Here is a 12,961-nt window from a genome sequence, read left to right as displayed (position 1 = left end):
ATGGTTGTTGTGGCGAGAGCCAGCATAGCAATCACGCGGCGTTTTCGCCTGCGCCTGAGCGACCGCGAAGACGGGCACACTCGCGGCCATGGGCACGCACATGCAATGGGACATCTTCTGCAAGGTCATCGACAACCACGGCGACCTGGGCGTCTGCTGGCGCCTGGCCTGCCAGCTGGCGGCGGCGGGCGAGCGCGCGCGGCTGTGGGTCGACGACCCGACGGCGCTGCACTGGATAGCTCCGGCCGGCTGCGAGGGCGTGCAAGTGATCGACTGGTCCGACGCCGAAGTCGTGCGCCGCGCCGTTGCCGATTCGGTGCCTGATGTTCTGGTCGAAGCTTTCGGTTGCGACCCGGAGTCGGAACTCGTCGCACGTTTCGCACAAGCCCCGAGCCATGCGCAGGCCTGGATCAACCTCGAATACCTGTCCGCTGAACCTTATGTGGAGAAGCTGCACCGGCTGCCGTCGCCGGTGTTCAAGGGCCCGGGCGCGGGGCTGACGAAACGTTTCTTCTATCCGGGCTTCACGCCCGCGACCGGCGGCCTGCTGCGCGAGCCCGACCTGATGGCGCGCCAGGCGCGCTTCGACCGGGCGCGCTGGCTGGAGGCGCAGCAGATTCCCTGGCGGAAGGGCGAACGTCTGGTCTCGCTCTTCTGTTATGAGCCCCCGGCGCTGGCTGCCTTGCTCGCCCAGCTGGCCGCCGACCCGCAGCCCACGCGCTTGCTGGTCACCGCGGGCCGGGCCGCACGCGCCGTGCAGGCGTGCATGCCAGATCGCCCGTTGGACGTTCAAAGTTCGCTATCAATTTCATACCTCCCCTACCTCAGCCAGACGGATTTCGACCACCTGCTGTGGGCCTGCGACCTCAACTTCGTGCGCGGCGAAGACTCGCTGGTGCGCGCCCTCTGGGCCGGCGCGCCGCTGGTCTGGCAGATCTACCCGCAGGACGACGACGCGCACCACGTCAAGCTCAACGCCTGGCTCGACTGGCTCGGCGCCCCGCCGGAGCTGCGGCTTTTTCACCACGCCTGGAACGGCTTCGGCGACCGTGCCCTGCCCCCACCCGGCCCGCTGGCGGCATGGCGCAAGACCGCCCGTGCGGCGCGCGACAGGCTGCTCGCGCAGGACGATCTGCTGGCCCAACTGCGGCAGCTGGTCGCCGGAAAAAGCTAAAATAGCGGGCTTTGCGGAATTCAGCCCTGACCGCCGTGGTCCGGGACGCCTTTCGCCAAACCTGCCGCGGGACATGTACGGCGGGGCCAGATACGACGGCACACAGCGCCGAGGGCCCCGCGCACCGAGCGGCCAACATCCAGAGAACCTGATATGAAAATCGCTCAAGAAATCCGCGCCGGCAACGTCATCATGCACGGCAAGGACCCGATGGTCGTCCTGAAGACCGAATACAGCCGCGGCGGCCGCAACAGCGCCACCGTGCGCATGAAGCTCAAGAGCCTGATCGCCAACTTCAACACCGAAGTGGTCTTCAAGGCCGACGACAAGATCGACCAGATCGTGCTCGACAAGAAGGAGTGCACCTACTCCTACTTCGCCGACCCGATGTACGTCTGCATGGACACCGAGTACAACCAGTACGAAGTCGAAGCCGAGAACATGGGCGACGCCCTGAACTACCTCGAAGACGGCATGGCTGTCGAAGTGGTGTTCTACGACGGCAAGGCCATCTCGGTCGAACTGCCGACCAGCGTCGAGCGCGAAATCACCTGGACCGAGCCGGCCGTCAAGGGCGACACCTCGGGCAAGGTCATGAAGCCTGCCAAGATCGCCACCGGCTTCGAAATCGGCGTGCCGCTCTTCGTTGCACAAGGCGACAAGATCGAAATCGACACGCGCACCGGCGAATACCGCAAGCGCGTCTGAGCGCGTTCGCACCCGGCTGACCACCACCCCGAAAAGGCTCCGCAAGGAGCCTTTTTCGTTGGCGGGCACACCGCTTGCGTCGGCGCACAATGCCAAGTCAATTCAGCTCGACAGCTCCATGAACAACACGCACAACATTCACGACAAGCGCCTGGCCGATGCCTGGGCCACGCTGCAGTCCCATTCCGACCGGGGCCTCCCCCTGGACCCTGATCCTTCGCGCCTGGCCTTCGCCGACCCCGAGTTCCTGCTGCGCCGCGAAACGCGCGGCATCCGCATGCAGTTGGAGCTGATGAAGCCCGACCTTGAGCAGCGCGCGCACGGCATCGAGAACACGGTGGTGGTCTTCGGCAGCGCGCGCTTCCGCAGCGAAGACGAAGCCGTCGCGCTGGTCACGCAGGCCGAGGCGGCCGGCGACACGGCCGCGGCCGACCGCTGGCGCCGGCTCGCGCGCAACTCGCACTACTACGAGAAGGCGCGCACCTTCGGCAAGCTGGTCGCGCAGTACAGCGAGAAGAAGGAACCACAAGACAAGCTCTTCGTGTGCACGGGCGGCGGCCCCGGCATCATGCAGGCGGCCAACCGCGGCGCGCACGAAGCCGGCGGCCTCTCGGTCGGCCTGGCCATCGCGCTGCCGATGGAAGAAGAAGCCAACCCCTACGTCACGCCGGCGCTGAGCTTCAAGTTCCACTACTTCGCGATCCGCAAGATGCATTTCATGATGCGTGCGAAGGCGCTGGTGGCGTTCCCGGGCGGCTTCGGCACGCTCGACGAGCTGTTCGAAGTCATCACGCTGGTGCAGACCAAGAAGTCGAAGCCCGTGCCGATCGTGCTGTTCGGCTCGGCCTACTGGAAGAAGATGATCGACTTCGACTTCCTGGTCGACGAAGGCGTGATCTCGCCCGGTGACGTGAAGCTCTTCGAGTACGTCGACGCGCCGGAAGACGCGTGGGACGCGATCAAGCGTTTCTACAAGCTCTGATCGAGCGGATCAGGCGTCGTCGCTGTCGTCGGGCCGCAGGGCCTGCTCGAAGAAGCGCGTGAGCGCGCGGGCGCGGCGGCGGCGGTCGGCCACGGGGTTCGCATGCGGCCCCATGGCCACGGCATCGTCGGCCACGCCGTGCAGCGCATTGAAGAGGATCACGGCCGTCAACGTCGCGTCCTCGACCTCCCACACGCCCGCGGCGTCACCCTGCGTCAGCAGGGTCACGAGCTGCGTGATGACGACGTTGTCGTTGCGCATGCGCCGGTCTTCGGGCCGGTACTCGTGGAACACGACGTCGTGCAACGCGACGTTGTCGAGGTAGGTCTCCAGCCCCGTTTCCACCCAGGCCTTGAGCCGTGCGCGGTACTTGCCCGGTGCGTGGCGGTCCATCGCCTCCTGCAGACGCCCGCAGAAGGTGTCGACGAAGCGCTGTTGCAGCGCGCCGAGCATCGCCTCTTTCGACGGGAAGTACAGGTAGAAGGTGCCCTTGGCCACCTGCGCGCCGGCCGCGATGTCGTCGATGCTGGTGGCGGCAATGCCTTTGGTGATGAACAGCTGCTCGGCGGCGTCCATCAGCGCGGCGGCGCGGGTCTGCGGCGCCTTGGTGCGGCGGCGTGCGGTGGCGGGGGTGTCGTCGGGGCTGCTGTTTGTCATGGTCAGGAACCCGCCGTGGTGCCGGTGCGTGCCGTATCGATGGCGGCGCGCGCCGCGGCGGCATCGAGGGCCAGACCGCGCGGCGCCATCACGCGCTCACGCAACCAGGTCAGTGCTTCGTCGGTGCGGGCGAAAGTGCTTGCAGGGATGCCGAAGAGCTTCTCGACGTTCATCTTGCTGATCTTCTCGAACTGATCGGCGGGCACCACGCTCGCCATGCCCATCATGTGGCGGCGGATGTCGGCGCCGCGCGCCTGCAGCCACTGCTTGGCGCGCTGCGCACTGCCCTCGGGATGCACCAGCGCGTCGGCGTCCGCGAACACGCGCAGCGAGACAAAGGGCTCGCCGCGGTCGAGCCAGCGGTTCCAGTCTTCGGTGAAGGCCTGCATGCTTTCCAGCGTCTGCAAGCCTGCAGACACGCTGATGACCAGCGGCCATTGGCTGAGTTCGTGACGGACCATGAAAGTCTCCTTCGGAATCACAAGAAGGCGCCGGGCACTCCGGCGCAAGAAAGGAACGCGTACAGCGGGCATGGCGAGCGGCTCCCAGCTCAGGCGCGCGTGGCAGCGGCGAGCGCGTCGGCACGCGGCCTGACACGCAGCAGCAGTCCCGCAGCCACCAACCCGGCCACGCCGGCACAGGCCATCGCGGCATGGAAGCCGCCCGCGAGCGCATCGCTCAACAGCCGCTGCGCGGTACCGGCGTCGAGCGCCGCGAGCGCGCCGAGGTCGTGCCGCGAAACCGCTGCCACCGCCGCCTGCGATGCCTCGGGCACGCCGGCACGCGCGAGCGAGTCGGTCATCAACGCGGTGGCGCGCGTGCGCATCAGCGTGCCGAGCAGCGCGATGCCGATCAGCATGCCGCCCTGTCGCAACGCGTTCATGGTCGCCGAGGCCATGCCCGAGCGCTGTGCGGGCACCGAGGCCATCACCGCCGTGCTCGTGGCTGGCACGGCCAAGCCTGCGCCCGCACCGAGCGCGACAAAGATCAACGCCAGCGGCAGGTACGGCGTGTCGGCCGAGAACAGCGTCAGCAGAAGCATCGCTGCACCGATCAGCCCGTAGCCCGCGACCATCAGCGTGTGGACCTCGAAGCGGCGCGCCAGCCGGCCGAACTGCGAGGCCACGATGCCCGTCGCCACGAACTGCGGCACCAGCCGCCAGCCGGTCTCGCTGGCCGACCAGCCCTGCACCTGCTGCAGGAACAGCGAGAAGAAGAACAGGCTGGCGTAGGTCGAAAAGCCGAGCACGAACGAGGCGAAGTTGGTGACCGAAAAGCGCGCGTCGCGGAACAGCGCGAGCGGCAGCAGCGGCCGCTCCACGCGCGCCTCCACGGCCAGGAACAGCGCCAACCCGACACCCGCCGCGACGAGTGCCATCGCCGCGTGGCGCGAGCCCCAGCCGTGCTCGCCCGCGGCAATGAGTCCGTAGGTCAGCGCGCCCAGCCAGAGCACGCTGAGCACCTGCCCCGCCGGGTCAAGCGCTGCATGCTCGGGGTGCGACGACTCGCGCAGGCCCCACATGCCCAGCGCCACGGTCAGCACGCCGATCGGCAGGTTGATGAGGAAGATGCTCTGCCAGCCCGCGTGGTCCACCAGCAGGCCGCCGAGCATCGGCCCGAGGATCAGCGACAGCGCCGTGAACGACGACCAGCCGCCGATCACCCGCGCGCGACTCGCCGGCTCGGGGAAGGCATGCGCCAGCAGCGACAGCGCGCCCGGGATCATCAGCGCGCCCGCCACGCCCTGCACTGCGCGGCCCGCAAGCAACATCGGCAGGCCCGACGCCATCGCGCACATCGCCGAGCCCACGGTGAAGACCACCACGCCAGCCAGCCAGGCGCGCTTGCGGCCGTAGCGGTCGCCGAGGGGGCCGGCCGACAGCATGAAGGCCGACAGGCACAGCGCATAGATGTCGATCACCCACTGCAACCCGGCCAGGTCGGTCGCGAGCGCGCGCTGCAACGTGGGCAGCGCGACGTTGACGATGCTCACGTCGAGCGTGGCGATAAAGCTGCCGAGGTAGACCGCCGCCACCAGGGCCAGGCGGCGGCGCGGGTCGGCAGCCGCCGACGGGGAATGGGAGTCCATGGACGCCTTCGGGTCAGGAACGAAGAAGGCGCCGATACTGACTTTGGGTCAGTATTTTGTCAATCAAATGAGAATTACTGTTATTTGCAACGTGGGATTCAGGCCGCAGTCAGGCGCCCTCCCGCGCACGTCAGAGCTTCAATCCCCAGGTCGCTTTCGCGCCCAGCGCCAGCACGCCGCCCACCACCCAGAACACGCCGGTGATGCCGATCAGCGCGCCGAGCGAGCCGAACAGCATCGGCATCGCGACGCTCGATGCGTTGATGGTCATGAGCCGCAGTCCGAGCGCCTCGCCATGCCGCGCATGCGGCGTGATCTGGTGCAGCATGCTCATCACCATCGGCTGCACCGCGCCGAGCGCGAAGCCCAGGATCACGGAGCAGATGCCCATGGTCCACGGCGAATTCAGCAACGGATAGACGGCGAACACGGCGGCCGTGACGACGGTCGAGCTCAGGATCACGCTGCGCTCCGACGCGCGCGACGCGATCAGCGGAAGCACCACGCGAATGATCGCCGCGGCGATCGCGAAGGCGCCGAGGATGGAGCCGATCACCGAGGCGCTGATGCCCCGGTCGTGGCCCAGCACCGGCAGCACGAAGGCGTGCACGTCCCAGCTCGACGACTGCAGCCAGTTCACAAACAGCAGGCGGCGGAACATCGGCTCGCGCAGCAGGTCCCAGGCGCGCGTGGGCACGGCGCCCGGCACCGGCGGCACCCGCGGCGGCTCGTGCGCGCCGCGCGCCAGCAGCCAGCACAGCAGCGGCAGGAAGGCCATCACGGCGAAGCAGATGCGAAACGCCAGCAGGTCGGCCGGCGCGCGGCCGGCATGGTCGATCAGCATGCCGGCCAGGAAGGGCCCGACGAAGTTCGCCGCCGCCGGCGCAATGGCCAGCCAGCTGAACACGCGCTTGAGCTGCGTCGGGTCGGTGGCCGAGCGCCCCACGTGCCGCTGCAGCGCGATCACGGTCGCGCCGGTGGCGCCACCGGTCAGGAGCGCGGCGATGCACATGACGGGGAACACCGGAAAAATCAATGCCAGCCCTGCCCCGCCCGAGGCCGCGATCACCGACAGCCACAGCGGCCGCTTGAGCCCATGCCGGTCGGCGAAGCGCCCGGCCGGCAGCGCAAGGAACACCTGGGTCAGCGCGAACAGCGCGATCAGCAGGCCGACAGCCGCTGCGCTGTAGCCTTGCTGCAGCGCGAGCAGCGGGGTGGCGAGTCGCATGCCCGCCATCGTGGCGTGCAGGCAGACCTGCGCCACGATGACGCGCAGCAGTTCAGAACCTTTCACGGGGTGTCGTCGCCCTCGCTGTCAGTGTCAGCAGCGGGTGGCAGCAATGCTTCAGACTGCGCCTCGGGCAAGGCCTCGACCTTGCGCAGCGCCAGCCGCATCTGCTTGGCGCGCGTGTCGGCCTTGTCGATGGTGTCGGAGGCCTTGGCCACCTGTTCCTTGATGCGCGCCACCCATTCGCCATAGCGCTCGAACTCGGTCTTGACCGCGCCGAGCACCTTCCAGACTTCGGAAGCCTGGCGCTCCAGCGCCAGCGTGCGAAAGCCCATGTGCAGGCTGTTCAGCATCGCGAGCAAGGTGGTCGGGCCGGCCAGCGTCACGCGGTGCTGGCGCTGGATCGCGTCCATCAGGCCGGGGCGGCGCAGCACCTCGGCATAAAGGCTTTCGACCGGCAGGAACAGGATCGCGAAGTCGGTGGTGTGCGGCGCCGCGAGGTAGTTCTCGGCGATCGACTTGGCCTCGGTGCGGATGCGGGCTTCGAGTGCCTTGGCCGCGGCCTCGGCGCCGGCGGCATCGGCGCGCTCGTGGGCGTCGATGAGGCGTTCGTAGTCGTCGCGCGGAAACTTGGCGTCGATCGGCAGCCACACCGGTGCACCGTCGTCGCCGCGCCCCGGAAAGCGGATCGCGAAGTCGACGCGCTGGCCGCTGCGCGGCTTGGTCTCGATCTGGCGCGCGTACTGCTCGGGCGTGAGCACCTGTTCGAGCAGCGCCTCGAGCTGCACTTCGCCGAACACGCCGCGCGTCTTCACGTTGGTCAGCACGCGCTGCAGGCTGCCGACGCCCACGGCCAGCGTCTGCATTTCGCCCAGGCCCTTGTGCACCTGCTCGAGCCGGTCGGCCACCTGCTTGAAGCTCTCGCCCAGGCGCGCTTCGAGCGTGCTCTGCAGCTTTTCGTCGACGGTCTTGCGCATCTCGTCGAGCTTGGCGGCGTTGCTTTGCTGCAGCTGCGCGAGCTGGGTTTCCATGGTCGTGCGCACCTCGGCAAGGCGGCGTGCGTTCGATTCGCTCAGCCCCTGCAGCTGGGTATTCAGCGTGTCGGCCAGGGTTTTCTGCAGCGACGCGAGCTGCAGCGCGAAGGCGTCGAGCTGCGCGTTCTGCGTGCGCGTGGCCTCGGCGCCCTGTTGCGTCAATGACTGCTGGAAGGTGGCGAAGGCCTGTGCGGTTTCCTGGCGTGCACCGCGCGAGCTCTCACCGATCTCGCGGCGCAGTTCGCGTTCGGTGCGCTCGTTGGCGTTGCCCATCGCGGCAAGCACGCCGAGCATCTCGCTGTGATCAGGTGCGGGTTGCCGGCGCGCCAGCAGCCAGATGACCAGCACCAGCTGCACCACGGCGAGTGCGGCCAGTGCGAGAAGAATCAATTCCGTCAGTTCCAAGGTGGGGGCGTGTCGCTCTCGCGGTCAGGTTGGACTATTTCGTGGCCGATGGCACCGGCGTGACGGGTGTCAGTGGGCCCTTGCCGCTGCCCCAGGCGATGAGGTTGTCGGCCGCCAGGTCGGCCATCGCGCGGCGCGTGGGCACGGTGGCGCTGGCGATGTGCGGCGTGAGCACGACGTTGGGCACGGTGAGCAGGTCGGGGTGGACCTTCGGCTCGCCCTCGAACACGTCGAGGCCGGCGGCGGCGATGCGCTTTTCGCGCAGCGCCACGGCCAGCGCGGCGTCGTCGACGATGCCGCCGCGCGCGATGTTGATCAGCGTGGCGGTCGGCTTCATGAGCGCGATCTCGGCCGCGCCGATGGTGTGGTGCGACGCCGGCGAGTACGGCACGACCAGCACGACGTGGTCGGCGGTCTTGAGCAGCTCTTCCTTGCCGACGTAGCTGGCCTTGCATTCGGCTTCGAGCGCGGCATCGAGGCGCGAACGGTTGTGATAGATCACGTTCATGCCGAAGCCGTGTGCGCCACGCTTGGCAATGCCCTGCCCGATGCGGCCCATGCCGATGATGCCGAGCGTGGACCCGTGGATGTCGGAGCCGGCGAACATGTCGTAGCTCCACTTTTCCCACTTGCCGGCACGCAGGAAGTGTTCGCTCTCGGTGATGCGGCGCGCAGTGGCCATGAGCAGCGCAAAGCCGAAGTCGGCCGTGGTCTCGGTCAGCACGTCGGGCGCGTTGGTGCCGAGCACGCCGCGCGCGGCCATGGCGTCGACGTCGAAGTTGTTGTAGCCCACGGCCATGTTGGCGCAGATCTTCAGCTCGGGGCAGGCGTCGAGCACGGCGGCATCGATTCGCTCGCTGCCGGTGGTGAAGGCGCCCTGCTTGCCTTGCAGCTTCGCGATCAGTTGGTCCTTGCTCCAGGTCTCATCGGCCTGGTTCGACTCGACCTCGAAGTGCTGCGCCAGGCGCGCGAGGGTCTCGGGGAACACCGCGCGCGCGACCAGGATCTTGGGCTTGCTGCTGCTCATGGAACGTGTCTCTTTCTTGAACGTGTGGGAAGGATCAGACGAAGAAGATGAAGGTGGTCAGCACGAACAGCGGGATCAGGATCGCACCCGACCACAGCATGTAGCCGAAGAAGCTGGGCATGCGCACGCCGCGGCTTTCGGCGATGGCCTTGACCATCAGGTTCGGCGCGTTGCCGATGTACGTGTTCGCGCCCATGAACACGGCGCCCGCCGAGATGGCGGCCAGCGTGGTGGCGTAGGTGGTCATGAGCGCCACCGGGTCGCCGCCCGCCGTGTTGAAGAACACGAGGTAGGTGGGCGCGTTGTCCAGGAACGAGCTCAGGATGCCGGTGGCCCAGAAGTACATGGCCGGGTCGGGCTGGCCGTCGGCGCGCGTCACGGCCGCGACGATGGCGCCGAACGGGCCCTGCGTGCCGGCCTTGAGCATGGCGATCACCGGGATGATGGTCAGGAAGATGCCGGCGAAGAGCTTGGCCACCTCGGCCATCGGGCCCCACTCGAACTGGTTGTCGGCGTGCACCTTGGCGGCGGTGATCTTCAGCGACAGCAGCGTGATGGCAATGAGGCCCACATCGCGCACCAGCCCCGGCAGACCCATCGTGGAACCGTAGATGTCGAAGGTGACCGGCGACTTCCAGAAGCCGCTGATCAGCACCAGCGCGACCACGCCGCCGAGCAGCACGAAGTTGATGGCGCCGTCGAAGCCGATGCGCTTGGTGTCGGGCGTCGGGTCGACCGGCAGCACGCCTTCCTTGCGGTAGTAGTAACGGTCGATCAGGTAGAACAGCACGAGCAGCACGGCCAGGATGAACAGCGTGTCGGGCAGGATGTGCTTGGCGGTCCAGAAGAAGTCGACGCCCTTCAGGAAGCCCAGGAACAGCGGCGGATCGCCCAGCGGCGTGAGCGAGCCGCCCGCGTTCGAGACGATGAAGATGAAGAACACGACCACGTGTGCGCGGTTCGCCCGGTTGTCGTTGGCGCGGATCAGCGGGCGAATCAGCAGCATCGAGGCGCCCGTGGTCCCCATGAAGCTCGCGAGCACCGCTCCGATGGCCAGGATGGCCGTGTTGAGCCCGGGCGCGCCATGCAGGTTGCCGCGGATGTGGATGCCCCCCGCCACCGTGAACAGCGCAGTGAGCAGGATGATGAAGGGGATGTATTCCTCGACCAGCGCATGCACCGTCTGCGCCCCGGCCAGCGGCGCGCCGTAGATCGCGGCGAACGGCAGCAGGAAGGCCAGCGACCAGGCCGCCGACACCTTGCCGTAGTGGTGGTGCCAGAACGACGGCACCAGCAACGGCATGAGCGCGATCGACAGCAGGATGCCCGCGAAGGGCACGCCCCACAGCGGCGACAGCGTGGCGCCGTTGAATTCGGCGGCCGACGCCAGGGCAGGAAACATCAGCGGCAGCAGCGCGGCCGCGGCCAGTCGGAGGGATTTTTTCATGGGGCTGTACCGTACCAGACGAAGTGCTGCACGGAGATCGGTACAGGGTTCACACGGGGGGTTGTTCGATCTCGAACACCTGGCGCAGGTAGGCCAGGTATTTCTCGTCCTCGCACATGTTCTTGGACGGCGTGTCCGACAGCTTGGCCACCGGCTGGTCGTTGCACTGGATCATCTTGATGACGATCTGCAGCGGCTCGTAGCCGAGGTCGTTGGTGAGGTTGGTGCCGATGCCGAAGGCCAGCAGGCAGCGGCCGCGGAACTGCTGGTAGAGCTCGATGGTGCGGGGCACCGTGAGGCCGTCGCTGAAGATCAGCGTCTTGGTGAGCGGATCGACCCGGTTCGCGTGGTAGTGCGCCAGCATGCGCTCGCCCCACTGGAACGGGTCGCCGCTGTCGTGGCGCGCGCCGTCGAAGAGCTTGCAGAAGTACAGGTCGAAGTCGCGCAGGAAGGCGCTCATTCCGTACACGTCGGACAGCGCAATGCCCAGGTCGCCGCGGTACTCACGGGCCCAGCTCTCGAAGCCGAAGATCTGGCTGTCGCGCAGCCGCGGGCCCAGCGCCTGGCAGGCCTGCAGGTACTCGTGCGCCATGGTGCCCAGCGGAATGAGGCCCAGCTTCATGGCGTACAGCACGTTGCTGGTGCCCGCCAGCTGCGGCAGGTGTTCGCCGGCGGGCGACTTGGCCGGCGGCGAGACCACGGCGCCAAGCCGCTGGGTCAGCGTGCGCAGCACCTCTTCATGCCAGTCTTTGGAGAAGCGGCGGCGCGTGCCGTAGTCGGCAATCTTGAGGTCGCCGAGGCCGGCCTCTTGCAGCTGGCTGATCTTGATGTCGAGGCGGCGGCGGCCTTCTTCGAAGTCGGGGTTCTTCTGCGTGTTGCGAAAGTAGACCTCGTTCACGATGGCCAGCACCGGGATCTCGAACAGGATGGTGTGCAGCCACGGGCCCTTGATGCGGATCTCGAGCTCGCCCGAGGGCTGGGGGATGACGTTGATGTACTTCTCATTGAGCCGGAACAGCCCGAGGAAGTCGACGAAGTCGCTCTTGATGAAGCGCATCGATCGCAGGTAGGCGAGTTCGGCGTCGCGGAACTGCAGCGAACACAGGCTGCGGATCTCGTCGCGGATCTGTCCCGCGAACTGCGCGAGGTTGACGCCGGGGTTGCGGCACTTGAAGCGGTACTCGACCCGCGCCCCCGGAAAGTGGTGCAGGACCACCTGCATCATCGTGAACTTGTAGAGGTCGGTGTCGAGCAGGCTGTGAATGATCATGGTGCGGTGCGCGGTGTCTCGGGTCTCTGGCTGCGGCGTCCGTTCCATTATCACGGCCTGAGTCGGCCTCTGCCTACGAAGGCCGCACTGCACGTCCTACCGGCAGGGGGAATCACCCACGCGACATTGATTTCACGGCGGCGGCATGTTCCGCCGGGTCATCACTCTTACGCAAGGAGATTCGCATGAACAAGGACACCATCGAAGGCAACTGGAAGCAGCTCAAGGGCAAGGTCAAGGAGCAATGGGGCAAGCTGACCGACGACGACTTCGACGTCATCGCCGGCAAGCGCGACCAGCTGCTGGGCCGCATCCAGGAACGCCACGGCATCAGCCGCGACGAGGCCGAGAAGCAGGTCAAGGACTGGGAATCTCGCGACGGCCGCTCGCCCGACGCCCTCTGGTTCGAAAAGTACTGAGAACGACAGCGCCCTGCGCCCTCCTTCTTCCAGCCACTCACCGCAAAGGACACACACCATGAAAAAACAACACCTCGTCATGCTCGCCCTCGCCTCCACCTGCTTCGTTGCCAGCCAGGCCGGCGCGATGACCAAGGACGAGTACAAGGTCGCCAAGGAAAAGGTCGAGGCCGACTACAAGGTCGCCAAGGCCCAGTGCGACACGATGAAGGACAACGCCAAGGACGTCTGCCAGAAGGAAGCCAAGGGCAAGGAAGAAGTGGCCAAGGCCGAACTGGAACAGCAGTACCAGCCGAGCGACAGCCATGCCCGCAAGGTGGCCGAAGAGAAGGTGAAGGCCGCCTATGAAGTCGCGAAGGAAAAGTGCGACGACCAGCAGGGCGAGGCCAAGTCCGCCTGCGTGAAGCAGGCCAAGGCCGACGAAGCCCAGGGCAAGGCCGACATCAAGGCCATGAAGAAGACGATGTAAGCGGGGTCATGCCCCACTGACCACGACGGCGCCTGCGGGCGCCGTTTTTCGT

Annotated in this window: 13 protein-coding genes; 5 read left to right on the top strand and 8 right to left on the bottom strand. The window is 67.1% G+C overall.

The features are described 5' to 3' along the window. The first annotated feature begins 88 nt into the window (after positions 1-88). The 3 genes from earP (at position 89) to CY658_RS21915 (ending at position 2,864) form a co-directional block, all read left to right on the top strand. Positions 89-1,174, top strand: coding sequence for an elongation factor P maturation arginine rhamnosyltransferase EarP (earP, locus tag CY658_RS21925; protein ID WP_101492203.1), 1,086 nt, complete (start codon positions 89-91; stop codon positions 1,172-1,174). Between the two features lie 153 nt (positions 1,175-1,327). Then, positions 1,328-1,882, top strand: coding sequence for an elongation factor P (gene efp, locus CY658_RS21920; RefSeq protein WP_093011949.1), 555 nt, complete (start codon positions 1,328-1,330; stop codon positions 1,880-1,882). A gap of 118 nt (positions 1,883-2,000) precedes the next feature. Further along, the gene (locus tag CY658_RS21915; RefSeq protein WP_101492405.1) at positions 2,001-2,864 is read left to right on the top strand and encodes a TIGR00730 family Rossman fold protein; all 864 of its coding nucleotides are present in this window, start codon (positions 2,001-2,003) and stop codon (positions 2,862-2,864) included. Between the two features lie 9 nt (positions 2,865-2,873). On the opposite strand, the gene CY658_RS21910 is transcribed toward CY658_RS21915, so the two are convergent. The 8 genes from CY658_RS21910 to pncB all read right to left on the bottom strand — a co-directional run bounded on the left by CY658_RS21910 (position 2,874) and on the right by pncB (position 12,021). Next, positions 2,874-3,521, bottom strand: a complete 648-nt coding sequence (locus CY658_RS21910) for a TetR/AcrR family transcriptional regulator (RefSeq protein WP_101492202.1) — start codon at positions 3,519-3,521, stop codon at positions 2,874-2,876. A 2-nt stretch (positions 3,522-3,523) separates the two neighbouring features. Next, positions 3,524-3,982 carry a hypothetical protein gene (locus CY658_RS21905; RefSeq protein ID WP_101492201.1) on the bottom strand — a complete coding sequence of 153 codons (459 nt, stop codon included), beginning with the start codon at positions 3,980-3,982 and terminating at the stop codon, positions 3,524-3,526. A gap of 89 nt (positions 3,983-4,071) precedes the next feature. Further along, complete coding sequence (locus CY658_RS21900) at positions 4,072-5,610, bottom strand: DHA2 family efflux MFS transporter permease subunit (RefSeq protein WP_101492200.1); 1,539 nt, start codon at positions 5,608-5,610, stop codon at positions 4,072-4,074. A gap of 130 nt (positions 5,611-5,740) precedes the next feature. After that, positions 5,741-6,904, bottom strand: a complete 1,164-nt coding sequence (locus tag CY658_RS21895) for an MFS transporter (RefSeq protein ID WP_101492199.1) — start codon at positions 6,902-6,904, stop codon at positions 5,741-5,743. After that, on the bottom strand, positions 6,901-8,271 hold the full coding sequence (locus CY658_RS21890; RefSeq protein WP_101492404.1) for a DNA recombination protein RmuC: 1,371 nt from the start codon (positions 8,269-8,271) through the stop codon (positions 6,901-6,903). The genes CY658_RS21895 and CY658_RS21890 overlap by 4 nt, the downstream gene beginning before the upstream one ends. 40 nt (positions 8,272-8,311) lie before the next feature. Beyond that, positions 8,312-9,304, bottom strand: a complete 993-nt coding sequence (locus CY658_RS21885; protein WP_101492198.1) for a 2-hydroxyacid dehydrogenase — start codon at positions 9,302-9,304, stop codon at positions 8,312-8,314. A gap of 34 nt (positions 9,305-9,338) precedes the next feature. After that, on the bottom strand, positions 9,339-10,751 hold the full coding sequence (locus tag CY658_RS21880) for a sodium:proton antiporter (RefSeq protein WP_101492197.1): 1,413 nt from the start codon (positions 10,749-10,751) through the stop codon (positions 9,339-9,341). A gap of 49 nt (positions 10,752-10,800) precedes the next feature. Beyond that, the gene (gene pncB / locus CY658_RS21875; RefSeq protein WP_101492196.1) at positions 10,801-12,021 is read right to left on the bottom strand and encodes a nicotinate phosphoribosyltransferase; all 1,221 of its coding nucleotides are present in this window, start codon (positions 12,019-12,021) and stop codon (positions 10,801-10,803) included. Between the two features lie 185 nt (positions 12,022-12,206). Here pncB and CY658_RS21870 point away from each other — a divergent pair, with 185 nt between their 5' ends. After that, complete coding sequence (locus tag CY658_RS21870) at positions 12,207-12,440, top strand: CsbD family protein (RefSeq protein WP_101492195.1); 234 nt, start codon at positions 12,207-12,209, stop codon at positions 12,438-12,440. Positions 12,441-12,498: 58 nt separating this feature from the next. Next, positions 12,499-12,909 carry a hypothetical protein gene (locus tag CY658_RS21865; RefSeq protein WP_101492194.1) on the top strand — a complete coding sequence of 137 codons (411 nt, stop codon included), beginning with the start codon at positions 12,499-12,501 and terminating at the stop codon, positions 12,907-12,909. Positions 12,910-12,961: the final 52 nt, after the last annotated feature.

The organism is Variovorax sp. RO1 (assembly GCF_002849325.1).
Taxonomy (GTDB): Bacteria; Pseudomonadota; Gammaproteobacteria; order Burkholderiales; family Burkholderiaceae_C; genus Variovorax.
This window is presented reverse-complemented; position numbering and strand designations above follow the sequence as displayed.

Bases quoted from the DNA above. Each gene is read 5' to 3' on its own strand.
- earP (WP_101492203.1), top strand. From the start codon at position 89: ATGGGCACGCACATGCAATGGGACATCTTCTGCAAGGTCATCGACAAC.
- efp (WP_093011949.1), top strand. From the start codon at position 1,328: ATGAAAATCGCTCAAGAAATCCGCGCCGGCAACGTCATCATGCACGGC.
- CY658_RS21915 (WP_101492405.1), top strand. From the start codon at position 2,001: ATGAACAACACGCACAACATTCACGACAAGCGCCTGGCCGATGCCTGG.
- CY658_RS21910 (WP_101492202.1), bottom strand. From the start codon at position 3,521: ATGACAAACAGCAGCCCCGACGACACCCCCGCCACCGCACGCCGCCGC.
- CY658_RS21905 (WP_101492201.1), bottom strand. From the start codon at position 3,982: ATGGTCCGTCACGAACTCAGCCAATGGCCGCTGGTCATCAGCGTGTCT.
- CY658_RS21900 (WP_101492200.1), bottom strand. From the start codon at position 5,610: ATGGACTCCCATTCCCCGTCGGCGGCTGCCGACCCGCGCCGCCGCCTG.
- CY658_RS21885 (WP_101492198.1), bottom strand. From the start codon at position 9,304: ATGAGCAGCAGCAAGCCCAAGATCCTGGTCGCGCGCGCGGTGTTCCCC.
- CY658_RS21880 (WP_101492197.1), bottom strand. From the start codon at position 10,751: ATGAAAAAATCCCTCCGACTGGCCGCGGCCGCGCTGCTGCCGCTGATG.
- pncB (WP_101492196.1), bottom strand. From the start codon at position 12,021: ATGATCATTCACAGCCTGCTCGACACCGACCTCTACAAGTTCACGATG.
- CY658_RS21870 (WP_101492195.1), top strand. From the start codon at position 12,207: ATGAACAAGGACACCATCGAAGGCAACTGGAAGCAGCTCAAGGGCAAG.
- CY658_RS21865 (WP_101492194.1), top strand. From the start codon at position 12,499: ATGAAAAAACAACACCTCGTCATGCTCGCCCTCGCCTCCACCTGCTTC.